Annotated in this window: 21 protein-coding genes; 9 read left to right on the top strand and 12 right to left on the bottom strand. The window is 70.7% G+C overall.

What is annotated here, in order from left to right; translation table 11 throughout:
* The first annotated feature begins 199 nt into the window (after window positions 1-199).
* The 4 genes from D7Y21_RS42155 to D7Y21_RS00830 all read left to right on the top strand — a co-directional run bounded on the left by D7Y21_RS42155 (window position 200) and on the right by D7Y21_RS00830 (window position 5,070).
* Window positions 200-1,888 carry a tryptophan 2,3-dioxygenase family protein gene (locus tag D7Y21_RS42155; protein ID WP_199735339.1) on the top strand — a complete coding sequence of 563 codons (1,689 nt, stop codon included), beginning with the start codon at window positions 200-202 and terminating at the stop codon, window positions 1,886-1,888.
* 2 nt (window positions 1,889-1,890) lie between these two features.
* Complete coding sequence (locus D7Y21_RS00840; RefSeq protein ID WP_233611890.1) at window positions 1,891-3,030, top strand: aminotransferase class V-fold PLP-dependent enzyme; 1,140 nt, start codon at window positions 1,891-1,893, stop codon at window positions 3,028-3,030.
* Entirely contained in the window at window positions 3,027-4,073 is a 1,047-nt protein-coding gene (locus D7Y21_RS00835; RefSeq protein ID WP_233591465.1) for a methyltransferase, read from the top strand. The genes D7Y21_RS00840 and D7Y21_RS00835 overlap by 4 nt, the downstream gene beginning before the upstream one ends.
* 334 nt (window positions 4,074-4,407) lie before the next feature.
* Entirely contained in the window at window positions 4,408-5,070 is a 663-nt protein-coding gene (locus tag D7Y21_RS00830; RefSeq protein WP_121710611.1) for a dienelactone hydrolase family protein, read from the top strand.
* A 10-nt stretch (window positions 5,071-5,080) separates the two neighbouring features.
* On the opposite strand, the gene D7Y21_RS00825 is transcribed toward D7Y21_RS00830, so the two are convergent.
* A complete protein-coding gene (locus D7Y21_RS00825; protein ID WP_120562387.1) occupies window positions 5,081-5,770 on the bottom strand; it encodes a response regulator transcription factor in 690 nt (229 codons plus the stop codon).
* Between the two features lie 232 nt (window positions 5,771-6,002).
* Between D7Y21_RS00825 and D7Y21_RS00820 the strand changes: the two genes are divergently transcribed.
* Entirely contained in the window at window positions 6,003-7,937 is a 1,935-nt protein-coding gene (locus tag D7Y21_RS00820; RefSeq protein ID WP_120562388.1) for a CheR family methyltransferase, read from the top strand.
* Window positions 7,934-9,187, top strand: coding sequence for a sensor histidine kinase (locus D7Y21_RS00815; RefSeq protein ID WP_120562389.1), 1,254 nt, complete (start codon window positions 7,934-7,936; stop codon window positions 9,185-9,187). The genes D7Y21_RS00820 and D7Y21_RS00815 overlap by 4 nt, the downstream gene beginning before the upstream one ends.
* Window positions 9,188-9,197: 10 nt before the next feature.
* Here D7Y21_RS00815 and D7Y21_RS00810 read toward each other — a convergent pair whose 3' ends face one another.
* Both D7Y21_RS00810 and D7Y21_RS00805 read right to left on the bottom strand, forming a co-directional pair.
* Window positions 9,198-10,247 (bottom strand): chemotaxis protein CheB, encoded by a 1,050-nt coding sequence (locus D7Y21_RS00810; RefSeq protein WP_121710609.1) that lies wholly within the window; start codon window positions 10,245-10,247, stop codon window positions 9,198-9,200.
* Window positions 10,248-10,362: 115 nt separating this feature from the next.
* Window positions 10,363-10,782: a hypothetical protein gene (locus D7Y21_RS00805; protein ID WP_120562391.1), complete on the bottom strand. Its 420-nt coding sequence runs from the start codon at window positions 10,780-10,782 to the stop codon at window positions 10,363-10,365.
* A 257-nt stretch (window positions 10,783-11,039) separates the two neighbouring features.
* On the opposite strand from D7Y21_RS00805, the gene D7Y21_RS00800 reads away from it, so the two are divergent.
* Window positions 11,040-11,435, top strand: a complete 396-nt coding sequence (locus tag D7Y21_RS00800; RefSeq protein WP_120548103.1) for a response regulator — start codon at window positions 11,040-11,042, stop codon at window positions 11,433-11,435.
* 22 nt (window positions 11,436-11,457) lie between these two features.
* On the opposite strand, the gene D7Y21_RS00795 is transcribed toward D7Y21_RS00800, so the two are convergent.
* The 8 genes from D7Y21_RS00795 to D7Y21_RS00760 all read right to left on the bottom strand — a co-directional run bounded on the left by D7Y21_RS00795 (window position 11,458) and on the right by D7Y21_RS00760 (window position 20,155).
* A complete protein-coding gene (locus D7Y21_RS00795) occupies window positions 11,458-12,768 on the bottom strand; it encodes an AarF/ABC1/UbiB kinase family protein (RefSeq protein WP_121710607.1) in 1,311 nt (436 codons plus the stop codon).
* Between the two features lie 75 nt (window positions 12,769-12,843).
* The gene (locus tag D7Y21_RS00790; RefSeq protein ID WP_233611888.1) at window positions 12,844-14,703 is read right to left on the bottom strand and encodes a serine/threonine-protein kinase; all 1,860 of its coding nucleotides are present in this window, start codon (window positions 14,701-14,703) and stop codon (window positions 12,844-12,846) included.
* Between the two features lie 659 nt (window positions 14,704-15,362).
* Window positions 15,363-15,656, bottom strand: coding sequence for an SMI1/KNR4 family protein (locus tag D7Y21_RS00785; RefSeq protein ID WP_121710603.1), 294 nt, complete (start codon window positions 15,654-15,656; stop codon window positions 15,363-15,365).
* Window positions 15,657-15,716: 60 nt separating this feature from the next.
* Window positions 15,717-16,202 (bottom strand): imm11 family protein, encoded by a 486-nt coding sequence (locus D7Y21_RS00780; protein ID WP_233611887.1) that lies wholly within the window; start codon window positions 16,200-16,202, stop codon window positions 15,717-15,719.
* Between the two features lie 108 nt (window positions 16,203-16,310).
* Window positions 16,311-17,603: an AHH domain-containing protein gene (locus tag D7Y21_RS00775; RefSeq protein WP_121710644.1), complete on the bottom strand. Its 1,293-nt coding sequence runs from the start codon at window positions 17,601-17,603 to the stop codon at window positions 16,311-16,313.
* Between the two features lie 217 nt (window positions 17,604-17,820).
* Window positions 17,821-18,765, bottom strand: coding sequence for a ribokinase (locus D7Y21_RS00770; RefSeq protein WP_121710600.1), 945 nt, complete (start codon window positions 18,763-18,765; stop codon window positions 17,821-17,823).
* On the bottom strand, window positions 18,762-19,463 hold the full coding sequence (locus tag D7Y21_RS00765) for a dienelactone hydrolase family protein (RefSeq protein WP_121710598.1): 702 nt from the start codon (window positions 19,461-19,463) through the stop codon (window positions 18,762-18,764). The genes D7Y21_RS00770 and D7Y21_RS00765 overlap by 4 nt, the downstream gene beginning before the upstream one ends.
* Before the next feature lie 20 nt (window positions 19,464-19,483).
* Window positions 19,484-20,155 (bottom strand): phosphoribosyltransferase, encoded by a 672-nt coding sequence (locus tag D7Y21_RS00760; protein WP_121710596.1) that lies wholly within the window; start codon window positions 20,153-20,155, stop codon window positions 19,484-19,486.
* Window positions 20,156-20,393: 238 nt separating this feature from the next.
* On the opposite strand from D7Y21_RS00760, the gene adh reads away from it, so the two are divergent.
* Together adh and D7Y21_RS00750 are read left to right on the top strand one after the other, a co-directional pair.
* Window positions 20,394-21,920: an aldehyde dehydrogenase gene (gene adh, locus D7Y21_RS00755; protein WP_121710594.1), complete on the top strand. Its 1,527-nt coding sequence runs from the start codon at window positions 20,394-20,396 to the stop codon at window positions 21,918-21,920.
* An 8-nt stretch (window positions 21,921-21,928) separates the two neighbouring features.
* Window positions 21,929-22,318: a DUF779 domain-containing protein gene (locus D7Y21_RS00750; RefSeq protein ID WP_120562400.1), complete on the top strand. Its 390-nt coding sequence runs from the start codon at window positions 21,929-21,931 to the stop codon at window positions 22,316-22,318.
* 21 nt (window positions 22,319-22,339) lie between these two features.
* Here the strand turns inward: D7Y21_RS00750 and D7Y21_RS00745 are convergent, their stop codons facing one another.
* Window positions 22,340-25,177: a GAF domain-containing protein gene (locus D7Y21_RS00745; protein WP_121710592.1), complete on the bottom strand. Its 2,838-nt coding sequence runs from the start codon at window positions 25,175-25,177 to the stop codon at window positions 22,340-22,342.
* Between the last annotated feature and the right edge of the window lie 100 nt (window positions 25,178-25,277).

Raw genomic sequence — 25,277 nt, 5'->3', positions numbered from 1 at the left:
TGAGCCCGGACCCTCGGGCCACCCCGTACTCCGGACGGATGGGAATCTCAAAAATCGATAACCAGCAAGCCCTGTATGACTTGAAGTTCACCAAAAGGGCTGTAAGGTAGTCGCTTCTAGAGATTTACGCGCTCACTGTTCCTCCCGACTGGGGCGCGCCTTACCCACCAGGAACTGCCTGCGTCCCCCCGGAGGCACCTTGCATACGTCGACCGATTACAGCCACGCCGAAAAGCTGAAGCAGGAGCTGACTCAACCCCTGTTCAACGTGATGTTGAAGAAGTGGGTGGGCAAGGGCGAGCTGGACTACGAGCGCTACCTGCACACGGACACCCTGCTGTCGCTGCAGTCGCCGGAAGGCGAGCTGGTCTCCCATGACGAGCTGATGTTCCAGATCGTCCACCAGTCTCAGGAGCTGTACCTGAAGCTGGCGTCGCGGGAGATGGTGGAGGTCGTGGCGGAGATGGACCGCGACGCGCTGTGGGCGGTGGTGGCCCGGCTGGCGCGGGTGCAGAAGATCATCGCCGGCATCAGCGCGGAGATGGCCATCCTGGAGACGATGACCCCGGCCGAGTACCAGGTCATCCGCCGCAGCCTGGGCAACGGCAGCGGCCAGGAGTCGCCGGGCTACAACACCCTGCGCCTCGCGGCGGACGGGCTGGAGTCCGCCATGGAGCGCATGCTGGCGCGTCGCGGGCTGACGCTGTTCCAGGTCTATTCGGCTGGGGGGCCGAAGGACCTGCAGCACGTCTGCGAGCAGCTGGTGACGGTGGATGAGAGCTTCCAGGGATGGCTGTACGCGCACTACCAGTTGGTGCGCCGGACGATTGGCATCGACCGCACGGTGAAGGCGCTGGACGGGCTGCCTTCGCAGGTGCTGCAGGCGCGGATGACGCTGCCGCTGTTCCGCGCGCTGTGGGACGTGCGCGTGGAGCTGACCGCGGGCTGGAAGCGCGAGGGTGGCTACACGCCGGGTGAGTCGCGCTCCGGCGGCGGCTGCCCGATGGCCGCTATCAACGCGATGCAGGACACGGCGGTGCACGCGCCGGTGGCCCAGGCGCAGGCGGCGCACGCGCATGTGGCGGCGTACGCGCAGCATGCCTCGGCGGCGCATGTGCATCACCCCGCGACGGCGCACGCGGCCCCGGCCCATGCGCATGAGGCGCGCACCGGCGGCGGCTGCCCGATGAGCGCGCAGCACGCTCCGGCCCACGCCTCCGCGGTCCACGCTCCGGCGGCCCACGCGTCCACGGTCCACGCGCACTCCGCCACGGCGCACGCTCAGCACGCCTCGGTGGCGCACGTGCCCGCGGCCCACGCTCAGCACGCCTCGGTGGCTCACGCCGTCATGGCGCATGCCGCGGAGGCCCACGCGGCCACGGCGCACGCGGCTCCGGCCCACGCGCACGAGGCGCGCACTGGCGGCGGCTGCCCGATGCACGCTCAGCACGCGCCGGTGGCCCATGCTCCGGCCGCCCACGCCCAGCCGGCTCCGGCTTCACATGCTCCGCATGCGGTGGCCCATGCTCCGGCCGCCCACGCCCAGCCGGCTCCGGCTTCACACGCTCCGCACGCGGTGGCCCATGCTCCGGCCGCCCACGCCCAGCCGGCTCCGGCTTCACACGCTCCGCACGCGGCGGCCCATGCTCCGGCCGCCCACGCCCAGCCGGCTCCGGCTTCACACGCTCCGCACGCGGCGGCCCATGCTCCGCACGCACCGGTGGCCCACGCTCCGCACGCGCCGGCTCCCCATGCGGCGGCGGCTCCCGCGCCGGTGGCGCACGGGCCGCATGCGGCGGTGCCTCACGCTCCGACCCCTCACGCGCATTCGCATGCCGCGCATGTGTCGGCGTACGCCCACGCCCAGGAGCTGCGGAGCCAGTCGTGACCGTGGCGGCACTCCCGGGCGCCCTGCGCGCGGAGTACCCGCTGCTCCAGACCTGCACGTACCTCAACAGCAACTCCACCGGGGCCCTGCCCCGGGCCGTGGAGGGCGTGCTGGCGCAGTACTGGAACACGATGCGCGCGTGGCGCGATGACACCTGGGACTCCTGGCTGTCCCAGATGCAGGCGTACGCGGACGGCGTGGCGGAGCTCATCGGCGCGCCCGCCGGCTCCGTCGCGCTGGACACCAACCTGAGCGCGCACCTGTCGCGCCTGGCCTCGTGCCTGGAGTTCACCGGAGAGCGCCGCCGCGTCGTCATCACCGACCTGGAGTTCCCCACCGTGCCCTTCATCTGGAAGGGCTTCGCGCGCTACGGGGCGGAGCTGGTCGTCGTCCCGTCGAAGGACGGCCGCGTGGACGAAGCCGCGCTGGAGGCGGCCATCGACGAGCGCACGCTCATCGTCTGCGTCGCGCACGGGGCCTTCGCCACCGGCGCCGTGCTGGACGTCGCGCGCATCGCCAGGGCGGCGCACGCGGCCGGAGCGCTCATCGCCACGGACGCGTACCAGACCGTGGGCACCGTCCCCGTGGACGTGCGCCAGCTGGACGTGGACTTCCTCATGGGCGGCGCGCACAAGTGGCTGGGCGGATCCGAGGCCGCCTTCCTGTACGTGCGCCCGGGGCTCCTGCCCACGCTCCGGCCCGCGGTCACTGGCTGGCTGGCCGGCGCGTCACCGCTCGGCTTCCAGCAGACGACGGACTACGCGCCGGACGCGCGCCGGATGATGGGCGGCACGCCCGCGCCGCTGATGGTGCTGCTGTCCCGGCCCGGCCTGGAGCTGCTCAAGGGCGTGGGCATCCACACCGTGCGCGAGCACTCGCTGAAGCTCACCGGCCGGCTGATGGCCCGCGCGGACGAGGCAGGCCTGCGCGTGGTGACACCCCGGGAGCCGCATCAGCGCGGCGGCGTGGTGGCGCTGAGCTTCCCCGGCGACGTCCAGGTGACGGCGCGGCTGGTGGCGCGCGGCTTCATCTGCAGCCACCGGGGCTTCCTGCGCGCCGCGCCACACTTCTACAACACGCTCGAGGAAGTGGACGCCTTCATGGACGCGCTCATCGAAGAGCAGCACAATGAAGCCGCATGAGCAGCCAGATGCCTCCCTTCACGCGTGAGGCGCCGTCGCCTCGCGCCCTCCTGCACCTGCTGTTCAACGGCGCCCGCGCGATGGACGTCGTGGAGACGGCGCTGAAGCTGGGTCTGCTGGACGCGCTGGAGCCCGGCCCGGTGACGCTGGGCGAGCTGGCCACGAAGTACGACCTGCGGCCCAAGCGGCTCTACAAGTTCCTCGACTGCCTGGAGAGCCTGGGGCTCGTGCAGCGCGAGCAGACCAGCGACGCACTGGAGGCGGCGCGCTACCGCGGCGTGCCCGGCCTGCGCGCGGCGGCGGAGACGGTGCTCGGCGAGGGCTCGCTGGAGCGCGACCGCGAGAAGTACGACTGGAAGGCCCTGCACGGCCGGCTGCCGGAGACGCTGCACGGCCAGCACTCCATGTCCGCCACGTCGTTCGACTGGCCTCCGCGCACGCCCGAACAGGTGGAGGGCTTCGAGGCCAGCATGTCCGCGGGCCTGGGCCCCATCCTGGAGACGTTCCGCGTGCACGCGGGCACCCTATGGCCCTCCGAGGCCCGGCTGCTCGACGTGGGCGGCGGGGACGGCACGCTCGCGGAGCACCTGCTGCGCCAGCACCCGATGCTCTCCGTGGACGTCTACAACCTGCCCGCCACCGAGCCGCTCGTCGCGCGCACGCGCGAGCGCGCGGACCTGTCCGCCAAGCGGCTGGGCTTCGTGGGCGGCGACTTCCTGAAGGAGCCGCTGCCCCGGGGTTACGACGCGCTGTCGTTCGTGCGCGTGCTGCATGACTGGCCCGCGGAGGTGGCGCGGTCGCTGATGCAGGCCGCCTTCGCCGCCCTGCCCTCCGGCGGACGCGTGCTCATCTGCGAGGAGTTCCGCACCCCGGAGCGGCTGGCGGCCCAGTTCTTCTGGTCCTACTTCCTCATCGGCGTGGACACGTGCGTGAGCCGGCTGCGCGAGGTGGAGTTCTACCTGGAGGCGCTCACCGCCGCGGGCTTCGCGGACGCGCACGTGCTGCCCGGCCCCTTCGAGCTGGTAGTGGCCACGAAGCCTTGAGGCCCTAAAGCCGCCTCCCCACCCCGTCAGGGGAGACATGCGAAGCAGGGCGCCCTCCCCGGGGCGTCCTCGCATGCCCCGCGGGCCCTGTCCTACGCTGGACATCCGGCCCCTTCCGGCAGGTCACAACGGGAAGGGCCATGTTCAGACTGTGTCTCAGCCAGACGCGGTAACCAGCCACACGCAGACGGGAGGAGCCTGTATGACAGGTCCCCGGTCACGAACGGGGTTGAATGCGGTAGGGCAGCACCACGGGTGGGAAGAAGCGCGGGAGTCCGAGGCGCAACGTGGTGGCGGTAGACCGGCGGCGCGCACGCATCTGGAGCGCGAGGTGATGGTGCCGGTGGATGACGCCGTCCTCGTCCGGGGACGGCTGGCGGTGCCCTCGGGGGCCCGGGGCGTGGTGGTGCTGGCGCGCGGCAGCGACAGCAGCCTCCAGAGTCCACGGCTCGCGCAGACCGCGCGCCTGTTCCAGGCGATGGGGCTGGGCACCCTGTTGATGGACCTGCTCACCCGCGAGGAGATGGAGGAGCGCAGGACCCGGCAGCTGCGCTTCAACGTGGGCCTCCTGGGCATGCGCATGGCGGGCGCGGCCCGTTGGCTCCGGCGCGAGGGCCCCACCGCGGGCCTGAACGTGGGCTACTTCGGCGCGCACACCGGCGCGGGCGCGGCGCTGTCGGCCGCGGCCTTCCGGCCTGATCAGGTGGAGGCCGTCGTGTCGCGTGGCGGCCGTCCGGACCTGGCAGGCGCGGTGCTGCCCAAGGTGCAGGCCCCCACCCTGCTGCTGGTGGGCGGCGCGGACACGCTGGGCCTGGACATCAACCGCCGGGCCTACGAGGCGCTCCGCGCCGACAAGCGCATGGACATCATCCCGGGCGCCACCCACCACTTCCAGGAGGACTCCGAGCTGGAGCAGGTGGCCGAGCTCGCCGGGGAGTGGTTCCTCCAGCACCTGGGCGACTCTCGGGACGGCGCGGAGGAAGCCGCGCCGCCCTGAGGGAGAGGCCTCAGGCCAGCACGGGGCGCGTCACGCCCAGCTCGCACGCCAGCACCGCGAGCTGGGCGCGGTTCTCCGGCCCCAGCTTGCGGTAGATGCTCGTCAGGTGGGCCTTCACCGTGCGCTCGGTGATGCCCAGGTGCGCGGCGATCTTCAGGTTGTCCGCGCCGGCAGCCACGTAGCCCAGCACCTCGCGCTCGCGCAGGGTCAACCGGGACAGCGCGGAGGCCGGCATCTCGAGGTCGTCCAGGTGCATGGCATTGGCGTGGAGCATGTCCACGGGCAGCAGCCGCTCGCCCCGGGCCACGCGGCCCACGGCCCGCACCACGTCATCGACACCCACGTTCAGCTTGCACAGGTAGCCCGCCGCTCCCGCCTGGAAGCAGCGCTCCACCACGTCCGGCTCCCGGTGTCCGGACAGCACCAGCGCGCGCACCTGCGGATGGAAGTCATGCAGGTACTTCAGCGCGTTCAATCCGTCCTCCGCGCCCTCGCGGCCCACGTGCTCCAACCGCAGGTCCACCACCGCCACGTCCGGCGCGGCCGCGCGCACGTTGGACAGGAACGAGCCTGTTTCCGCGCAACGGGCCACCACCTTCATTCCCGCGCCTTCGAGTAGGGCCACCAGGCTCTCGCGGAACACCTGCTGATCTTCCAGCAGTGCGACGCGGATCTCCCGCCCCGTTGAGTTCAATTCCATGGATGACACCCTCGCCTTCCCATCGATTGGTCATCACCCCCTGGGAAGGGATGTCCACCCTACGCCATCCCGCCGCCCCCTGTGAAACCACTCCCCGCATGAGGGCGGCCGAGGAGAAGGGCAGCGAACGTTTTGTCGTTCGAAACCCGGACGAGGAGTATGCCCAACGTTGTCTCTACGAGAGGAGAGTGCGGGTCTTGCCCGGTAAACATCACTGGGCTACTCCCTCCACATGGCGAACAAGCCCCCACGAGACAGTGAGCTCGAAGCCATCCTGGAGAAGGTCCGACAGGTGCGGAACTTCGACTTCCGCAACTACAAGCGGGCCACGCTGCAGCGGCGCATCGAGCGGCGCATGCAGGCCACGCGCTGCCGGAGCCGGGCTGCCTACCTGTCGCTGTTGGAGCGGGACCCCGCCGAGGTGAGCACGCTCGTCTCCTCCATGCTCATCAAGCTGACGTGCTTCTTCCGGGACCGGGAGGTCTGGCAGGCGCTGGAGCAGTGCGTGGCGGAGCTCGTGCGCCAGCGGCCGGACACGGAGCTGCGCATCTGGAGCGCGGGCTGCGCCACCGGCGAGGAGGCGTACTCGCTGGCCATCATCGCGGCGGAGGCGATGGGGCCGGGCTACCCGGGCGCGGAGCTGAAGGTGTTCGGCACGGACGTGGACGAGGACGCCATCGCCACCGCGCGCCGGGGCATCTATTCGCCGGAGCAGTTGGAGAACGTCTCCCCGGAGCGGCTGGCGCGCTTCTTCATCCGCACCGGCAACAGCTACACGGTGCGCAAGGAGATCCGCCGCGCGGTGGTGTTCGGCGTGAACAACCTGGTGTCGGACGCGCCGGTGTCGCGCATCGACATCATCCTGTGCCGCAACGTCTTCATCTACCTGGACTCGGAGCTGCAGAAGCGGGTGCTGGCGCGCTTCCAGTTCGCGCTGCGCCGCAACGGCCTGATGGTGTTGGGCCGCTCGGAGCTCATCCCCTTCGCGGCCCGGCTCTTCCGGCCCATCGACCTGGCCCGGCGCATCTACCGCAAGGACGGCCAATCGGAGGTGACCAGCACGACGCAGGACCGGCTGCCGCCGGAGCCCTCGTCCCTGCCGCGCATCCTCGAACCCAGCATGGACTTCGAGCGCTCGTTCCTGCGCAACCTCGTGGACTCGCATCCCTGTCCGCACATCGCCACGGACAACGACGGCACGGTGACGCTGTGGAGCCGCGCGGCGGCCCGGATGTGGAACCGCAACGAGGGCGAGATGCTGGGCAAGAAGCTGGCCGCGCTGGGCCTGCCGGGCCTCAGCGGCGACCTGCTCGTCGAACAGAGCCATCGCGTGCGCTCCGGCGCCTCCGAGCGCGAGGTGGACGACGGGATGATGGAGGTCGCCAACGCAGAGCCCCTCGCCCTGCGCATCCAGGTGGTGCCCCTGCGCGAGGCGGCGGGAGGCCGGCAGGGCCTGCTGTACATCGTCCACGACATCTCCCACCTGCGCGACGTGGAGCAGAACCTGCGCGCGGCGCAGGAGGAGCTGCAGGCCATGCAGCTGCGGATGCAGTCCTCCACGGAGGAGCTGCGCGCGTCCAACGAGGAGCTGGAGACGACCAACGAGGAGCTCCAGTCCGCGAACGAGGAGCTGCAGACGACCAACGAGGAGCTCCAGTCCACCAACGAGGAGCTGGAGACGACCAACGAGGAGCTGCAGTCCGCCAACTCGGAGCTGGACGCCACCAACCGCGAGCTGGCGCACCGCACGCTGGAGATGGACGCGCTCACCTTCTGCCAGCACACCATCATCCGCACGCTCTCCGCCGCGGTGCTGGTGCTGGACGGCGACGGCCGCATCACCACCTGGAACCTGGCCGCGGAGCGGCTGCTGGGCCTCACCGAGCGCGAAACGGTGGGCCAGCTGCTGTGGTCCCTGCACGTGCCCGCGCTCAAGCGCGCGCTGCTGCTCAAGCTGCGCCGCCACCTGCAGGAGAAGCGCTCGCTGCGCCTGGAGAGCATCCCCTACCAGCTGCCGCACGGGGGCAAGGGCAGCGCCACGCTGGTGGCCACGCCGCTCATCACCGACACGCACGTGCTGGGCTCCATCATCCTCTTCGAGGACACCACCCGGGCCACCGCCCTCCTGGAGGAGAACCGGACCCTGCAGGAGAAGCTCAAGGCATGAGCCCGCGCCGCGAGCCCCCGCCCGCCGCCGTCCCGGGCCCCAGCGTCCGGGAGTCCCAGGGGCTCTTGCGCAAGTACCGCGAGCTCATGAAGAAGCACACCGACCTGGTGCGCAAGCTGGGGGAGCACACCCGGCGGCAGGTCATCACCTTCAAGCTGTCGCGATGGGCGTTGGAGACCAACGACAGCGCGCTCGCGGTGATGAACACCACCAGCGTGGTGCTGGCCAACAGCCGCTGGCACGCGCTGGGACGGCTGCGTGGCCCCTGGCGGCGCGAGGAGGACGGCGCGGAGCGGATGGCCCTGCGCGACGTGGGCCAGGCGGAGGCCGCGGCGGTGATCGCGCTCAGCGAAGGCGCGCGTGTCACCCGCTACCGGCAGGCGCGCGAGGCCCAGCCCCGGGTGCTGGAGGTGCGCGCCGAGCGCGTCACCGGCCACATGCAGGGGCAGGTGCTGGTGCTCGCGCGCGACATCACCGAACAGGCGCGCGCCGAGGACGAGCTGGCGAACGCGCGCGCCACCCTGCTGGAGCGCGAGAAGGTGCGCGCCCTGGGGGAGCTGGCGGCGGGCACCGCGCACGACCTGCGCGCCACGCTCAACGCCATGCGGCTGCGGCTGGAGCTGCTCCAGCGCGACGTGGACCCCGCCGGCCAGGGCCAGCAGCACCTGGACGCGCTCGTGCGCGTCGTGTCCGACGCGGAGGCGCGCGTGGACCGGCTCCAGGACTTCTCCCGCCGCAAGCCCGGCACCATCCTGGAGCGCGTCAAATTGACGGACGTGGTCCGCGACGCGGTGGACATCGTCCGGGGCGGCATCGAGCACCAGGCGCGCCAGGGCGGCCATCCCCTGCACCTGGAGGTGGAGCTGCCCGAAGGGCTTCCCCCGGTGTCCGGTTCGGCCATGGAGCTGCGCTACGTCATCATCAACCTGATCATCAACGCGCGTGACGCCATGCCCCGGGGCGGCGCCATCCACGTGCGGGCCTTCCGGTTCGGCAAGGCGGTGCGGGTCACGGTGAAGGACGAGGGCACCGGCATCCCGGAGGAGCACCTGCTGAACATCTTCAAGCCCTTCTTCACCACCAAGGGCGACAAGGGCACCGGCCTGGGGCTGTCCATGGCCCATGGCGTGGTGACGCAAGCGGGCGGCACGCTCACCGCGGCCAACCGCCCGGAAGGCGGCGCGGTGTTCACGCTCACCTTCCCCGCGATGAAGGCCGCTCCCGCCCCGCCGCGCGGCGGAGCGCGCTGACCCTGGGGCCTCAGCCCATCTGCTTCGACTCGCCGGGCAGCCTGGACTCCGCGGACGCGGCGCCGGACGGAGGCGCCGCGAGCACCGCCTGGCGCAGCAGCTGCACCTGGGCCTCGGCCGTGCGGGCACGCTCATCGAAGCGCAGCGCGGAACGTTCATGGCTGCGCTCCCGGGCCTGCGTCGCCAGCCGGCGCGACAGGGACGCGCTCTCCTCCAGCGCTCGCAGCGCGGCCCACATCGCGCCGTCCAGCTGGTTCTGCTGCGAGCCGGACAACGCCTCCGCCGTGTACGCATGGCCCGTGCGGCAGCGAAAGCGCAGCAGGCCGTCCTCCTCCAGTTCGAAGAGCACGCCGCCACAGTCGGGGCAGCCGTAATAGGACGGCTTCGCGTACTCCAGCGGAGAGGGCGGGTCGTCCATGGAGGGGATGTCCACCTTCATCGCCTTCACCTCCGTCTCCACCTGCCGCGACCGCTTGCGCGAGCGCGGCGCAGCGGGCGTGGCCACCAGCCGCGTCAGCAGCGCGCCCATGTCCTCCAGGGGCACGCAGTGGTCCACCGCCACGAACTCCAGCGCGCTCCGGGGCATGTCCGGACAGAGCGCGTCGCGCGGGTCCTGCACCACCGCCAGCCCCCCCTCCCGCTTTACCGCCAGGAGGCCACCGGTGCCGCAGTCCAACGCGCCGGTCAGCACCACGCCCACCACGCGCGGGCCGTGGGCACTCGCGGCCGAGCGGAACAATGGATCCACCGCCGGACGGTGCCCGTTCTCCTTGGGGCCCTTCATCACCCTCACGCGGCCCGGCTCCACCAACAGGTGTCTGTCATTGGGCGCCACGTAGATGCGGCCCGGCTCCAGGCCTTCCCCGTCCTGGGGATGGTGGGCCGGCAGCGGACCGGAACGGGTGAGGATCTCCGGCAGGTAGCTGCGGTGCTGCGCTGGCACGTGCAGCACCAGCAGCACGCAGGCTGCCAGGTCTCCGGGCAGCTGCCGCGCCAGCGCGGTCAGCGCCTCCACTCCCCCCATGGATGCGCCGATGACGATGATGTCGTGACGTTGCACGTGGCGCGTCTCCCTGTCGGCGCGCCAGGGGAGTCGGGCGCGTCTGTCTCAAGCTAGGCAGGGGCCCTGTCCCCGTGCAGCCCGGGACGGCGGGACACCGCCGCCTGGCCGGAGCTCAGGCGCTGTCCTCTGCTGGCGGCGGGCTGGCGGGCCCCTCGATGGGTGCCAGGTGCGCCTTCTGCCAGGACACCTGCGCCTCCGCTTCCGCCCGGCCCGCCTCGGCCTCCGCCCGGCGGGCCTGTGTCGCGTGGAGCGAGGCCTCGCGCTCCATCAGTTCCGAGTGGGTCTCCGCCCGTTGACCGTCGTGCCAGGCCCAGCTCCGCTCGTATTCGCTCCCGCCCAGCCGGGCCACGGCGTGATCCGCCAGCCAAACGGCCTTCAGCGCCTGGGCCCGCCGCGCGCAGGCTCGGGAGAGCGCGGCGTAGGCCTCCGCCTGTGCCTGTGCCGCCAGGGACTCCAGCCGCCGGGCCTCCGCGCGGACCTCCAGGGCATGCTCCCGCGAGTCCGGCTCCTGCACCTTCCACTGGGATGCCATGGGTACCTCCAGGTCGGACGGACACCCACCTGTCACGTGACGTGTGTCCACTCCAAGGCTAGGGACGAGCCCCCGGGCTGCCCACCCGGCGGGGCGAGGCATGTGGTTTCAATCGGAAGTTTCCAGAAAATTCCAGGGAGGGTGGCCAGAAGGGAGGGGGGTGGGTCATACTCGGGAAGTGCCTGGGTCCACTGTCTTCCTTGGGGCGGCATCCTGCCGACCGGGGCGCCCAACTGTCGGTTCCAGGGGGAGCCACCATGTCGGAGACCAAGATTCGCGTCCTCATCGTGGACGATGACCCGGACCAGCTCGCGCTGACGGAGCGCTCGTTGTCCTCGTACAACTTCGAGGTGCGCACCCACCGCTCGTCCCTGGGGGTCTCCAACCTGGTGCGCACCACGGCGCCGGACCTGGTGCTCCTGGACGTGAACATCCCCGCGCTGAGCGGCGACAAGGTGTTGGCGCTGGCCCGGCAGCAGGCCCCGGAGAACACCCGCTTTGTCCTCTACTCCGCCTCCGACGAGTCGAAGCTGCGCGCGCTGGCGCTGGCGGCGGGCGCGGACGGCTACCTGTCCAAGAGCACGCAGGGCGCGGACCTGGCGCGCAAGCTGGAGCGGCTGCACAAGCGCCCGCGCGTCGCCGCCGGCACGTAGCGCCCCTGGGCTCACACGGGGCTCACTCGCCCACGAGCGCGCCGACCTCCAGGAACACCTGCCGGAAGTCGCCCTGCGCGCCCACGAGGCGCAGGTTCTGCGCCAGCCCGCCGGTGGCGCGGAAGAACATCATCGCCTCCGGGGGCGGCCGGATGCGCATGATGCGCGCGGCGTTGCGCGTGAAGTGGTTGCGCATGTCGCGGTTGATGTCGCAGGTGCCGTAGTCATACGGCGCCGTGCGCATGGGCCGCCCGGCGATGTGGAGCACCTCGCGCAGGAGCACCTCGGCCTCCGCCTCCGGCAACTCCACGGAGAAGCCCACCTCGCGGCACAGGCCCAGCACGTCCAGCGTCTCCAGCCGCAGCGCCTGCTGGAACATGCGGCGGTTGGCCGCGACGAAGCCCGGGCTGAAGCGCTTGATGGAGCCGAAGTCCAACAGGCCCATGCGCCCGTCCGGCATCACCATGAAGTTGCCGGGGTGGGGGTCGGCGTGGATTTCGCCCGCGTCCAGGAACGGCCCGTAGGTGGCGCGGATGAGCTGGCGCGCGACGCGGAAGCGCGCGGCGTCATCCGGCGACGTCGTCACCCAGTCCTTGAGCGTCTGGCCTTCCAACAGCTCCAGCGTGAGCACGCGGTGGGCGCTGCGCTCCTCGATGACCTGGGGCACGTACAGGTCCGGCAGCCGCGCCACGCTCTTCGCGAAGCCCTGGGCGAGCTTCGCCTCGCGGCGGTAGTCCAATTCCAGCATGAGCTCGTCGCGGAGCTCCTGGAAGTAGGCGGTGCCGTCCATCATCCGCGACGTCTTGGACACCGTCTTCACGATGAGCCCCAGGTTGTCCATGTCGTGGCCCATGGACACGTCGATGCCGGGGTACTGCACCTTCACGGCGACAGGGCGGCCGTCGTGCAGCACCGCGCGGTGCACCTGGCCGAGCGACGCGGCGGCGAGCGCGTCCGGGGAGAACTCCTTGAACAGCGCCTCCGGCGGCGCGCCCAGCTCCTCCTGCACCACGCGCGACACCTGCGCGTAGGACATGGCGGGGGCCTGGTTCTGCAGCCGGGCCATCATCTGCCGCACCTCTGGCGTGAGCAGGTCCGGGTCCATGGAGAGCGCCTGGCCCAGCTTCATGGCCGCGCCCTTCATCTCCCCCAGCGTGGCCACCAGCTTCTCCGCGGTGCCCAGGCTGAGCAGCTCCGTGGGGCTCGTCCCGGAGAGCTTCTTGGCCCCCGTCTTGAGCACCTCCGAGCCCACGTGCAGGGAGAGGCCCGCCAGCTTGCGCAGGCGGTTGAAGCGCCCCTGGGGCGGCAGCTTGTCGTCGGGTTCGGAAGCCATGGGAGAGCAGAGGATTAACGAAGACTCCTCTCCCATACGCAAGACGCCCCCGGGGTGGATGCGAGCCCGGCTCCCCTACCGGGGAGCGGCCGAGCCCCGCACCCGGGCCCGGAGGAAGCGCCAGCGCTTGAGCCCCTCCAGATCCAGGGGGTCCGCGCGGACCGCCAGCTCATAGGCGGCGAGCGCCTCCTCCAGCCGGCCCACGGACGCGAGCGCGTCTCCGGACAGGCGGTGGACGGCGGCGCGGCCCTCGCGGCCGGTGTTGCCCGCGAGGAAGCGGCGGCGGCACTGCTCCAGCATGGTGGCGGTGAGGCCCGCGGCGAGGCACCGCTCGATGCCCTCCACGTTGCCCAGCGTGGCGTCGTACTCCACGCGCCGCTCCACGTGGCCCAGCGTGTGGAGCGCTCCGGCCACGCGCTCCATCGCGCGGTCCACCTGGGCGCGCTGGCTGTCCGACAGCGGGCGGGCCTTGAGCAGCTCCAGCGCCCCGCGAGCGCGCTGGGCCGCGGTGCGCACGGACTCCAGCGTGGCGTCGCGCGGCAGCTCCAGCACGGCGTACGGGTCCCCGGCGAGCCGCCGGCGGAACCCCTGGAGGACTCCTTCCGCCTGCGCGTCCTCGGGCGTGGGGATGGCGGCGGTGGCGGCGGCCTGCGCGGACGTCGCGCGCGTGGCGTTGCGAAGCTGGGCCAGCTGGGCCTGGAAGGCGGGGCTGGCGTCGCGCAGCTGCACGCCGAAGCCCGGGGACATGTTCCACGCCTGGGCCTGCTCGGCGGTGACGTGGCGCACCACCTGCGCGGAGCACGGCAGCTCGCCGCCGGGCAGCCGCAGCACCAGCGACACGTCCGACAGGAGCGCGGGCGGCGGGGTGGCCAGTTGGAAGAAGAGGCCGGAGCGGCCCACCCACTCGCCCTTGAGCTCCACGGGGGCCTGCGTGCCCTGGCCGCGCATGAGCGCGGTGAGCGGCGGGGCGGTGGGCGCGGGCGGCGGCGCGAGCGACGCCTCCAGGGCCGCTCGCAGCTCCGCGGCGGAGGCGAAGCGGTGTTCGGGCCGCTTGGCCAGCGCGCGCAGGAGCACGCGCGACAGGGGCTCCGGCACGGCGGGGTTCAGCTCGTGCGGCGGGACGGGCTCCTTCTGCAGGTGGCCCACCAGGATTTCGGCGGCGGTGCGGCCGTAGAAGGGCACCTGGCCGGTGAGCAGCAGGTACGCGAGCACACCGGCCGCGTAGAGGTCGCTGCGCGCGTCCACGATGCCGTCGCCGCACTGCTCGGGGGCCATGAACTCCGGCGTGCCCAGGAGGACGCCCACCTCGGTGGTCATCTCCCCGGCGGGGCGGGACAGCAGCTTGGCGATGCCGAAGTCGAGCAGCTTCACGCGCTGCTTGCCGCTGGGGCTGGGGACGAGGAAGACGTTGGCGGGCTTCAGGTCGCGGTGGACGATGCCGTGCGAGTGCGCGGCGCCCAGGGCGTCACACACCTGCGACATCAGCTCCACCACCAGCGCCGGGGCCATGGGGCCGCGGGCGAAGTTGGCCAGGCTGTCACCCTCCAGGTACTCCATGACGAGGTACGGGCGCCCGTCGCGCGAGTCCAGGTCATAGAGGGTGACGACGTTCTCATGCTGCACGAGCGTGAGCGTGCGGGCTTCGGAGAGGAAGCGCGCGACGAGCTCCGGGGCCTGGGCCAGGTGCGCGTGGAGCACCTTGATGGCCACGCGCTTCTGGATGAGCGCGTGCTCCGCGAGGAACACGGTGCCCATGCCGCCGCGGCCCAGCTCGCGCACGATGCGGAAGCGGCCGAACTCCTGGCCCACGAGGGAAGGCACCACGGGCGTGGGAGACGACATGGGCGTGGGCGGAGCGGGCAGTGACGCCGCGGGTCCCGGCGGCGGCGTGCCGGCGTAGAGAAGCGTGCCGCCGTTGAGGTCCAGCCCGCGCATCAGCGTGGGACACGCCTCCGCGTCCGAGTGGGGCTGACCGCAGGAACAGATGAGAGGCGACTGGGCGAGCACGAGGGACCGGTAACCAGGGAAGGCGACGTGGGGGTGAGGACAGCGTCAGCGGCCGATGCGAGCGGTGTGCCAGGAACCGGGGTTTTCCGGCTCGCGCGGACGGGCGCGCCAACCGGTTGATCCGCTTCGCTTTTGCGACACTCGGATGCGACCTGGGTCCCAGCTCATCGGCAGACACCCCTCGGTTACGGGGAGTTTTTACAGCCCCGGGACGGAACAGTTTTCCGTCCAGCACATCCCTATACGTTCGGTCCGCAAGACCTTGGACGACTTCCGCCCCGCCTTCCCATCAACCGTCCTGCCGCGCCGCGAAAGTCCCTTCAAGATGACAGCACGCCGTGCGGGTTTCCAGTCCGCAGCGACACGAACACCCATGTTGGAAAACATCTCGTTCACTCTCGAAGAAAGCCGTGATTGCGCATCTGGCTGCGGGTGCCGGGAAGGCGCTGTGGCGCGAGAGGAACATACGGAGCCGACTGTGTCGGGAGGCCGACAAATCGGCCTGGGATGAAGCGTCCTCCGAGGATGGCGGGGGTTTCCGGGCTTCTGGCGGGACGCGGCTGCGTGCGGTGGGGACGCGGGGTCCGTCACCCGTCCTGCATCCGCTTCTTCAGCCAGAACCAGCGGCCGTTGGAGCGGAGCGCGCCCGCCAGGAACTCGGAGAAGGAGCTGGCGATCTGGGGACACTGCGTCGGATCCGGGAAGCCTTCGCGGAAGCCGTCGCGCAGGGGATAGCGGCCGTCGTGCTGCTGGCTCACGTCGAGCAGGACGTAGTTCCCATCGCGGAATCCGACGCGTTGTTCGAAGGCATCGAGCTGTGCGGGCGTCGCGGGAGGGCGCGCGTCGTGGAGGCGCGAGACCTCTTCGAGCAGGGCGTTCATCGAAAGTGGACCACCTGCGTGTCGACATTGAACGTCCACCGGTCAGGCACGCTGCTCATCCTATCCCCCATCGGATGTCGTCACGCGCTCGAACGCGACCCCCAGACTCCCGACCCGTTCGAGTGCATCCTTGATCTCCTCTGACACGATGAAGGCCGTCCTGAATCTCTTCGGCCGCAAGACATGCGCGCCGTCGGTCCTCGCGGGGTCAATGCGCAGGCCGTTGATCCACCGGTACTCCCCTGCATACTCAGGGAAGGGGTCGTCTTCGGCGTAGTGCTGCACTTCGCGGCATCTCGCCTCGTCAATGCAATCAACCGTCCTGGCCGCGTTGACGACAAAATACCGCTCAGACTCCCCTTCCACGTTGACTGGAAAGAGTTGAACGTCGCCGGGAGCGTGCGTCCTGAAGACGTCCGCGACCGCCTCGCTGACGATAGGCGTGCGTTCAACCCCCGCGAACACAAAGGCGCGCTTCTCCCCTGGGCTCCTGACCCGTGCCTTGATGAGTCCAGGGTCCGGAAGAGGGTGGCCTTCTCCGAACATCCACGGCTCATTGAATGATCCGCCTGATGCGGGCACAGGGGTCGCGACATACCATTGAGGCACATCCGCAATATTCACCCAATAGAAGTTCCGCCTCACTCCGCCCTCCTACTTCACGATGTAGCTACGCAACTCCGAGCCCGGCGCAAGCAGCTCGCTCGCAATCCTCGCAAGCTCATTCAGCAACTTCGCACGACAGGCCTCCGTGGTCCTGCAAGTCCGCACGGACGCCTGCAGGCGATTCACAACCTGATTGTGATAAAGCTCGGGATGAGGCCCTTCGTGCCCCTTGAGCCGCACCTTGTTCGCGACATCCTCAAGCGTCATCCCAGCCTTTTCGAAGATTTCCTCACACGCGGGCGTCCAGGGCCCCCCTGACACAGCAGAGACCCTGTTCTTGTTCGTGCAGATGTGGTGAACCGGCCCCTCGGCGTCACCTGGAATCCGGTTGTCCGAGTACATCGCGAGCGCCGCGGCAGCCCCCGGAGCCAGTGCCACGTTGAGCACTCCAGCGGCGGGCATCGCGATCGAGGTCACGCCACCAGTCAGGGCTGCTCGCAGTGGGAATCCCGCCTCGGCCTGCCCGCGAAGCGCCGCCTGGGTGAAGCCCGGAAGTCTGGGGCCCTGGGCCGCCATCGCGCTCTTTCCGCCGAGGGCCGCGGTGACCAGCAGCACGAGGACGCGCGAGCCGTTCGTTCCCAACACCCGCCCGAACCGGTGCCCGATGTCTTGCAGCTCGATGACGCTCATGGCCTTGCCCGCATCCTCCCACAACTGGATGAAGCCTTGACCCATCTGCCAGACCGGCACCACGCCGAGGTAGGCCACCATCGCCGCCGTCAGCGCGACCGCGATGAGCTTGGTGACGGGTTCAGGCAGGGTCATCGTGAGGAGAACGCTCAGTGCCGCCGAGGTCACCATGGCCTTGAGCGCGGCCGGGTTCAGCATCTTGCCAACCTCCGCCTCGACGCCCTCCCACACGGTATCGAGAGCGAAGGACAGGGCCATGAGGGTCCGATCCTTGCGCGAGAACGTCAGCCCTGTCCCACCCATCAGGGACAGGCAGTCGTCCGGTTCGGGGCAGATGCGCGCATACAGCGACTCAGGGGAATTCCTCGAGCCAGAATCCACGAGGCCACTCGAAGATGCGAACAGCGCCCGGGAGCGCACCCAACCACGTGCGTCCGCCTCTTCCGCCTCACGGAAGGCGACGTCCATGCGCATGCCGAGGATGAGCTGTGTGAGTGCAGCCTTGAACTCAGCCTCATTCACCTCGACCGGTTCAACGGCCACCGACTCGTGGACGATCCGCTGACCGTTCCCGGTATCGACATGGACAACACGGGCAGTCGCACACCCAGACACGAGAAAGAACAGCCAGATGTTCGAAACCCATCTCATGAAATCCCCCCGAGACAGCCACAAGAACAATGAAACGCAGCATCATAGTCTTGAGTGGGACTGACAACCTCGACGAATCCCATGGTGCCCTCAGCGCACCACAGTCATCAGCAGACCAGCTCGTCAGGGAGCACCAGCTGCGAGCGGCGCACCTCACCGCCATGGGTGCGCTGCTCGATAGTGACAGCGTGTTGCCGACACGTGCCGGATGTCTTCGCTACGGCGGCGCGAGCTGCACGTCTGGCACCACGTCCGCGAGCAGTCCGAGCACCTCATCCCGGTACGGCAGTCCCGCCTGCGCGCCCAGCCGTGTCGTCGCGATGGCGGCGGCGGCATGCGCGAAGCGCGCGGCGGAGAGCAGCGACTGGGACTCCGCCAGGGCGACACAGAGCGCCGCGGAGAACGCATCCCCCGCTCCGGTGGTATCCACCGTGTCCACCGGCAGCTCAGGCAGCCACGCCTCCTCCTCCCGCGACACGAGCAGACTGCCCCCAGGCGCCGCGATGATGGCCGCCCCCACGCCACGCATCAGCAGATTGCGGGCGGCTCTCCGCGCGGAAGCCCGGCCATGCACCGGGATGCCTGTCAGTATCCGCGCCTCGGAGGCGTTGGGCCGGATGACGTGCACATCCTCCAGCAACACCTCCGGCAGCGGCACGGCGGGCGCGGGATCCAACACCACCCGGACTCCGGCCGCTCGCGCCAGACGGACCGCCGCCTGGGCCGCGGCCAGCGGCACCTCCAACTGCACGAGCAACACCTTCGCGGTGGCGATCCGCTCCGCGCTCCTCAACACATCCCGGATGGACAGTCTGTGATTGGCGCCCGGCGAGAAGAGGGTCTGCTTCCTCCCGGCTCCATCCACCATCACCAGCACCGCGCCCGAGGGCGCATTCGGATCCGGCACCACCCCCTCCAGCGCAACGCCTTCCCGCTCCAGCAACGCCACCTGCCTCAGGCCGCGCCCATCCGTCCCCACCCGCGCCACCAGCGAGGCACGCGCCCCCAACCTCACGGCGGCCACCGCGCCGTTGGCCCCCTTTCCTCCGAGCGCCTCCTGGAAGACGTCGCCCTCGGCGCTGCCTCCCGGCTCCGGCAGCGATGGCCCGCGCACCAGGTAGTCCGTGGCCACGCCCCCCACCACCACGATGTGCGGGCTCATGGCGGAGCCTCGCCGGACGGACGCTCCCGTGCGGCCGTGGCCAGGTGTTGAAGGAACCAGCCCCGGGCCAGCCGGGCCGCCTGCTCCAGCGTCCCCGGCTCCTCGAAGAGGTGGGTCGCCCCGGGGACAATCTCCAGCCGCTTGTGCGTGCGCAGCGCCTCCAGTGCTTCCTGGTTGAGCGCAATCACTTGCGTGTCATCCCCACCCACGATGAGCAGGGTGGGCGCCCGCACCGCCGGCAGCACGGCGCCCGCGAGATCCGGACGGCCACCCCGGGACACCACTGCCTGGATGGCTTCAGGCATCCGCCCCGCGGCCACCAGCGCCGCTCCCGCCCCCGTGCTCGAACCAATCAACCCGAGCGGCTGGCCCCCCAGCCCCGGCACCCGCGCCAGCCACCGCGTGGCCCCCACGAGCCGCCGCGCCAGCAATTCGATGTCGAAGCGCAGGTGCCGCGTCCACCGCTCGGCCTCCTCCTCCTCCGGCGTGAGCAGGTCCATGAGCAGGGTCGCCAGCCCCGCCTGCTGCATCACTCTCGCGACGTACTGGTTACGCGGGCTGAAGCGGCTGCTGCCACTGCCATGCGCGAACAGCACCACGCCCGAAACCGAATCCGGCACGCTCAGCGTTCCGTCCAACCAGACACCGGGCTCCGCCTCCAGCCGCACCGCGTGCTCCGAAATTCTGTATTCAGTCATGTCTCAATCCTCCGCCGGACTCACGGCGCCACCGGGGCAGCCTCTTCACCTTGCGCCGCGCGCGCCAGCAGCTCGCGCACCTCGTCGTCGGTGGTCTGCGTGAAGTCCTCGAACCATTGGCCCACCGCATAGAAGGGCTCTGGGGTGTGGACGCAGACGACCGCGTCCGCTTCGCGCTCGAACTCCGCGCACGTCTCCGGCGCGCCCACCGGCACGCCCACCACGATGCGCGCGGGCTTCTGACGACGAAGCGCCCGGAGCGCCGCCCGCATGGTGGAGCCCGTCGCCAGCCCGTCATCCACCAGGATGACCGTCCGCCCTTCGACCCGCGCGGGCGGCCTGCCCTCACGGAAGAGATGCTCCCGCCGGGCCAGCTCCCGCGTCTCACGCTCCGTGGCCGCGGCGATGGCCGACCGGGGAATCCCCAGCCTTCGCACGACGCCCGTGTTGAGGACCGTGACGCCGCCCGTGGCGATGGCCCCCATGGCCAGCTCCTCGTGCCCTGGTGTGCCGAGCTTGCGCACCATGAACACGTCCAGCGGCACCCCGAGAATCCGAGCGACCTCGAAACCCACGGGCACACCGCCGCGCGGCAGCGCCAACACCAACAGGTCACCGCCTCCGCCAAGCAGGACGCGGAGCCGTTGGCCCAACGCACGGCCGGCGTCGACGCGGTCTCGAAACAATTGCATGGCGTGCCCCCAGTGAGGTCCTCCTCCTTGAGGTGGAAGACATGCCTGACGGCAGCAAGGGCACCCTGCCCGCTCGCTCGCATCACGCCCGAGTGACTTCGCACCCGATTCCGCGATCAACCATTAACAAACATTTACATCCGACTTCCTGCACGTAACGCGAAGCGTCACCTGTCTATGGTCTGTTCCGCGTCAAACCCCCGTAGGAGTGCGTCAAAACCCAACGCAGGGAGTCCCCATGTCGAAGGTCTATGAAGCTCCGGGTCAGAAGGGCAGCAAGGTCGAGTACAAGAGCCGTTACGGCAACTACATCGGCGGTGAGTTCGTCCCGCCCGTGAAGGGCCAGTACTTCGAGAACATCAGCCCCGTCACCGGCCGCCCCTTCTGCGAGATTCCCCGCTCCACGGCGGAGGACATCGAGAAGGCGCTCGACGCCGCGCACAAGGCGAAGGACGCGTGGGGCCGCACCGCCGCCGGCGAGCGGGCCAACATCCTGCTGAAGATCGCCGACCGCATGGAGCAGAACCTGGAGATGCTCGCCGTCTCCGAGACGTGGGACAACGGCAAGCCCATCCGCGAGACGCTCGCCGCGGACCTGCCGCTCGCCATCGACCACTTCCGCTACTTCGCCGGTTGTATCCGCGCGCAGGAAGGGTCGCTCAGCCAGCTGGATGACAACACCGTCGCCTACCACTTCACGGAGCCGCTCGGCGTCGTGGGGCAGATCATCCCGTGGAACTTCCCGCTGCTCATGGCCGCGTGGAAGCTGGCCCCCGCGCTCGCCGCCGGCAACTGCGTGGTCCTCAAGCCCGCGGAGCAGACCCCCGTCACCATCCTCAAGTTCGCGGAGCTGGTGGGCGACCTGCTCCCCCCCGGCGTGCTCAACATCGTGAACGGCTTCGGCATCGAGGCCGGCAAGCCGCTCGCCAGCAACAAGCGCATCTCGAAGATTGCCTTCACGGGTGAGACGACCACCGGCCGCCTCATCATGCAGTACGCCTCCGAGAACATCATCCCCGTCACCCTGGAGCTGGGCGGCAAGTCCCCCAACATCTTCTTCGAGGACGTCTTCGCCAAGGACGACGACTTCGCCCAGAAGGCACTGGAGGGCTTCGCCATGTTCGCCCTCAACCAGGGCGAGGTCTGCACCTGCCCGTCCCGCTCGCTGGTCGCCGAGCGCTTCTACGACGAGTTCATCGCCAAGGCCGTGGAGCGCACGAAGCGCATCGTGCAGGGCAACCCCCTGGACGTCACCACGCAGATTGGCGCGCAGGCGTCCAATGATCAGCTGGAGAAGATCCTCAGCTACCTGGACATCGGCAAGAAGGAGGGCGCCAAGGTGCTGACCGGCGGCGGCCGCAAGTCGCTGTCCGGCGCGCTGGCGGAGGGCTACTACGTGGAGCCCACCATCTTCGAGGGCCACAACAAGATGCGCGTGTTCCAGGAGGAGATCTTCGGCCCCGTCGTCGCGGTGGCGAAGTTCAAGGACGCCGAGGACGCGCTCGCGATGGCCAATGACACACTCTACGGACTGGGCGCCGGCGTGTGGACGCGTGACAACAGCACCGCGTACCGCATGGGCCGCGGCATCCAGGCGGGCCGCGTCTGGGTGAACTGCTACCACCTGTACCCCGCGCACGCGGCGTTCGGCGGCTACAAGCAGTCCGGCATCGGGCGTGAGACGCACAAGATGATGCTCAATCACTACCAGCAGACGAAGAACCTGCTCGTCAGCTACGACCCGAAGCCCATGGGCTTCTTCTAGGCCGCCCCATGCCCGTGCCGCGCGTCGAGGTCACGCCGGCCGCCGAGGCCCTGCTCCGCAAGATGCAGGGCCTTCACGGTCCGCTCCTCTTCCACCAGTCCGGCGGCTGCTGCGACGGCAGCGCGCCCATGTGCTTCCCGCGCGGCGACTTCCGCGTGGGACAGGAGGACGTGTACCTGGGTGACATCGTCCGCACGCCCTTCTACATGTCCGGCCCGCAGTTCGAGCTCTGGCGCCACACCCACCTCACCGTGGACGTGGTGCCCGGCCGCGGCAGCGGCTTCTCCGTCGAAGCCCCCGAAGGCGTGCGCTTCCTCATCCGCTCACGCCTGTTCACCGACGACGAGTACCGCGCGCTCGAACAGGAAGGGCCCCCGCCCAAGGGGCCCCAGCACTGAAGGCCGCGCCCTTCGCCTCCCTCACAGCTCCGGGGGAGGCGGGGGCGGCGCTTCGACCGTGTTCCGGGGCAGCCGCAGCGTGAAGGTGGCGCCCTGCCCCGGCTGGCTGTCCACGTCGATGCGGCCGCCCAGCGCCTCCACAATCTGGCGGCTGATGTAGAGCCCCAGGCCCATGCCGCCGTAGTGCCGCTCGCTTACGGCGCGCTCGAAGCGGCCAAAGAGGCGCGGCAGCGCGTCCGCTTCGATGCCGATGCCCTGGTCGCGCACCTCCACCCAGGCCTCGTCGCGCGCATCCACGCCCGCGCGCACCGACACCGGGTGGCCCGCGCCGTACTTCGCGGCGTTCGTGAGCAGGTTCACCAGCACCTGGTCCAACCGCAGCGCGTCCCACTGGCCCGTCAGTGTGCGCGGCAGCTCCAGCTCGAGCGGACACCGCGCCTGGGCGAACACGTCCTCCAGCCGCTCCACCGCGTCGCGCGTCAGCTGCACCAGGTCCACTTCCGCGCGCTCCAGCGACAGCTTGCCCAGGGACAGCCGGCTCACGTCCAGCAGGTTGTCCACCAGCGCCGTCAGCCGGAGCACCTGCCGCTGCGCGGTGTTGAGCCTCCCCGCCACGGGCCCGGGCGGGCCCGCCGTCTCCAGCGCCCGGCCAATGAGGTTGTGCTGGAGGATGAGGCTGGTGAGCGGCGTCTTCAATTCGTGGCTCGCCACGGAGAGGAATTCGTCTCGCAGCCGCACCGCGGACTGGGCGTCGTGGAACAGGCGCGCGTTCTCCAGCGCCACGCTCAAGCGCAGCGCCAGCTCCTCCGCCATCGTCACGTCCGCGGCCACCAGCGTGCGCTGGGGCCCGGCGGTGAACAGCGTGATGACGCCCAGCGTGCGGCCCCGCGCGCGCAGCGGCACCGACAGCACGGACGTGGGCGCCAGGCTGTCCACCAGCGAGCGGTGCGCGGCGCTCGTGGAGACGGCGTCGCAGCGCGTGAAGTCCAGGCGCGACAGGAAGCAGACCTCTCCGGTGCGGAAGCACTGGAGCGCCGGGTGCGCGGGCCCCCGGTCCGTGCCTCCCAGGGCCGCGTGGAGCCGCGCGTCGTGCTCGGGCACGCGGTGGGCCGCCGTCACCCGCCGCAGGGTGCCGTCCGGCGCGGCCAGGTCCACCAGGCAGCCGGTAGCCACGTGGTCCACCACCAGCCGCGCCACCTCCGGCAGCGCCTCCTCCACGTCGTCCAGGCGCAGCGCCAGCACGCGGCTTGCGTCCAGCAGCAGCTGCAGCCGTTCCTCGGCCTCCTTGCGCCGGGTGACGTCCGCCATGGCGCCGGTGAGCTCCGTCACCTTCCCGTCCGGCCCGGCGAAGGACTGCCCCACGCTGTGCAGCCAGCGCACGCCGCCGTCGCGGCGAATCACGCGGAACTCCAGCTCGAAGAAGCCCGGCGACTCGCGCTGGTAGCGGTGGAACTCCGCCTCCACGTGCGGCCGGTCCTCCGGGTGCAGCTGTTCCAGCATGTCCCCCACCGGCACCGCCGAGTCCACCGCCGGCAGGCCCAGCATGTGGTTGAGCGCCGCGTCGCGCAGCTCCTTGCCGCGCACCAGGTCCAGGCGCCAGGTCCCCATGTCTCCCGTCACCAGCGCCTGCCGCAGCCTCTCCGTGCGCTCGCGCAGCGCTTCGTAGAGCGCGGCCCGCTCCAGCGCCTGCGCGCACTGGTGCGCCAGCGCCTCCAGGAACGCGCGCTCCGCGTCCGGGAAGACGCGCGGCTCCGGCCACGCGAGCAGCAGCAGGCCCCGCACGCGCGTCTCACCCCACAGCGGCACCACCGCGCGGGCCCCCGCTCCCTGGCGGCGCGCGAGCTCCGCGTTCTCCGGGTAGCGCGCGATGAACTCCTCCAGCGAACCGAACCACCCCGCCTCGCGCCGGATGTCCGGGGCCACTCCATCCGGCGGCCGGGTGAACGAGGCCAGCGCGTCCTCCGGGTAGCCCAATACGCGCAGCGGGCGCATGAGGCCGTCCTCCTCCAGCGCCAGCACCGCGACGCGCGTGGCACCGCTCGCCTCCCACACCTCGCGCGCCAGCACCTGCGCCACCGCGTCCTCGGTGGCCGCGCGGGACAGGGCCGCCGTCACCGCCTGCAGCCGGGCCGTGCGCGCCTGGGCCTGACGGGCCTCGCCATACAGGCACGCGTTGTCCAGCGACAGCGCCGCCCGGCGGGCCAGCTCGCGCGCCAGCTCCAGGTCGCATTCGCCATAGCGGCCGGCCGTGCCGGACATCAATGACATACATCCCAGGACCCGCCCGCGCGCCACCAGCGGCACCACCATCACGGAGCGGCACCCCAGGCGCCACGTCTCCTCCAGGGCCGCGTTCCCCCGGGCCGCCTCCAGGAAGGCCTGTTCGGGCACGTCCGGGATGAGGCGGGGCTCGCCGGTGCGCAGCACATGGGCCATGGTCTGGGAGCCGTTCTCCTGGAGGGCCCAGCGCTCGGCAATGGCATACACGGTGGGCACGAGCGCGGGGTCGCGGTGTGTCGCGGCCCTTCGCACCACCTTGTGCGAAGGCGTGACGACATCCACCGCGCACCAGTCCGCCAGGTCCGGCACCACCAACTCCGGCAGCTCGCGCAGCACCGTGGGCTCATCCAGCGATGACGCCAGCACCTCGCCCGCGCGGGCCAGGAACGCGAAGCGGCCCTCCTCCATGGCCACCGGCGACGCGGGCTCCGGCGAGACGGCGGAGGCGACGGCCTTGCCTCCGGCGTCCACGCCACCGGACGCGGACACGGGAACCGCCGCGTCGTTCGTCGTCACGGCGGACGGCGGAGGTGGCTCGACGGCAGGCTCGGTCGAAGGCTCGATGGACGGTTCGGGCATGGAGCGCGGGCCACGGCGTCATGGGCATGACGCCTCACCAAGGGGACGCTCCGATAATGACGACCCCCGACCGGCCACAAGCCTCCCGGGCCACCGGACT

It is taken from the genome of Corallococcus sp. AB045, assembly GCF_003668895.1.
Lineage (GTDB): Bacteria > Myxococcota > Myxococcia > Myxococcales > Myxococcaceae > Corallococcus > Corallococcus coralloides.
Note: the sequence above shows the minus strand (reverse complement) of the source record. Positions and strands in the feature narration are given on the sequence as shown.

Excerpts from the sequence above, each read along its gene's own strand:
- D7Y21_RS00820 (WP_120562388.1), top strand. The coding sequence starts at position 6,003 with ATGGCGAACAAGCCCCCACGAGACAGTGAGCTCGAAGCCATCCTGGAG.
- D7Y21_RS00760 (WP_121710596.1), bottom strand. The coding sequence starts at position 20,155 with ATGCAATTGTTTCGAGACCGCGTCGACGCCGGCCGTGCGTTGGGCCAA.
- D7Y21_RS00800 (WP_120548103.1), top strand. The coding sequence starts at position 11,040 with ATGTCGGAGACCAAGATTCGCGTCCTCATCGTGGACGATGACCCGGAC.
- D7Y21_RS00785 (WP_121710603.1), bottom strand. The coding sequence starts at position 15,656 with ATGAACGCCCTGCTCGAAGAGGTCTCGCGCCTCCACGACGCGCGCCCT.
- D7Y21_RS00795 (WP_121710607.1), bottom strand. The coding sequence starts at position 12,768 with ATGGCTTCCGAACCCGACGACAAGCTGCCGCCCCAGGGGCGCTTCAAC.
- D7Y21_RS00805 (WP_120562391.1), bottom strand. The coding sequence starts at position 10,782 with ATGGCATCCCAGTGGAAGGTGCAGGAGCCGGACTCGCGGGAGCATGCC.
- D7Y21_RS00775 (WP_121710644.1), bottom strand. The coding sequence starts at position 17,603 with ATGAGATGGGTTTCGAACATCTGGCTGTTCTTTCTCGTGTCTGGGTGT.
- D7Y21_RS00815 (WP_120562389.1), top strand. The coding sequence starts at position 7,934 with ATGAGCCCGCGCCGCGAGCCCCCGCCCGCCGCCGTCCCGGGCCCCAGC.
- D7Y21_RS00750 (WP_120562400.1), top strand. The coding sequence starts at position 21,929 with ATGCCCGTGCCGCGCGTCGAGGTCACGCCGGCCGCCGAGGCCCTGCTC.
- D7Y21_RS00825 (WP_120562387.1), bottom strand. The coding sequence starts at position 5,770 with ATGGAATTGAACTCAACGGGGCGGGAGATCCGCGTCGCACTGCTGGAA.
- adh (WP_121710594.1), top strand. The coding sequence starts at position 20,394 with ATGTCGAAGGTCTATGAAGCTCCGGGTCAGAAGGGCAGCAAGGTCGAG.
- D7Y21_RS00835 (WP_233591465.1), top strand. The coding sequence starts at position 3,027 with ATGAGCAGCCAGATGCCTCCCTTCACGCGTGAGGCGCCGTCGCCTCGC.
- D7Y21_RS00790 (WP_233611888.1), bottom strand. The coding sequence starts at position 14,703 with ATGCGCGGGCTGGACCTCAACGGCGGCACGCTTCTCTACGCCGGCACG.
- D7Y21_RS00780 (WP_233611887.1), bottom strand. The coding sequence starts at position 16,202 with ATGTTCGGAGAAGGCCACCCTCTTCCGGACCCTGGACTCATCAAGGCA.
- D7Y21_RS00770 (WP_121710600.1), bottom strand. The coding sequence starts at position 18,765 with ATGAGCCCGCACATCGTGGTGGTGGGGGGCGTGGCCACGGACTACCTG.
- D7Y21_RS00830 (WP_121710611.1), top strand. The coding sequence starts at position 4,408 with ATGGTGCCGGTGGATGACGCCGTCCTCGTCCGGGGACGGCTGGCGGTG.
- D7Y21_RS00765 (WP_121710598.1), bottom strand. The coding sequence starts at position 19,463 with ATGACTGAATACAGAATTTCGGAGCACGCGGTGCGGCTGGAGGCGGAG.
- D7Y21_RS00745 (WP_121710592.1), bottom strand. The coding sequence starts at position 25,177 with ATGCCCGAACCGTCCATCGAGCCTTCGACCGAGCCTGCCGTCGAGCCA.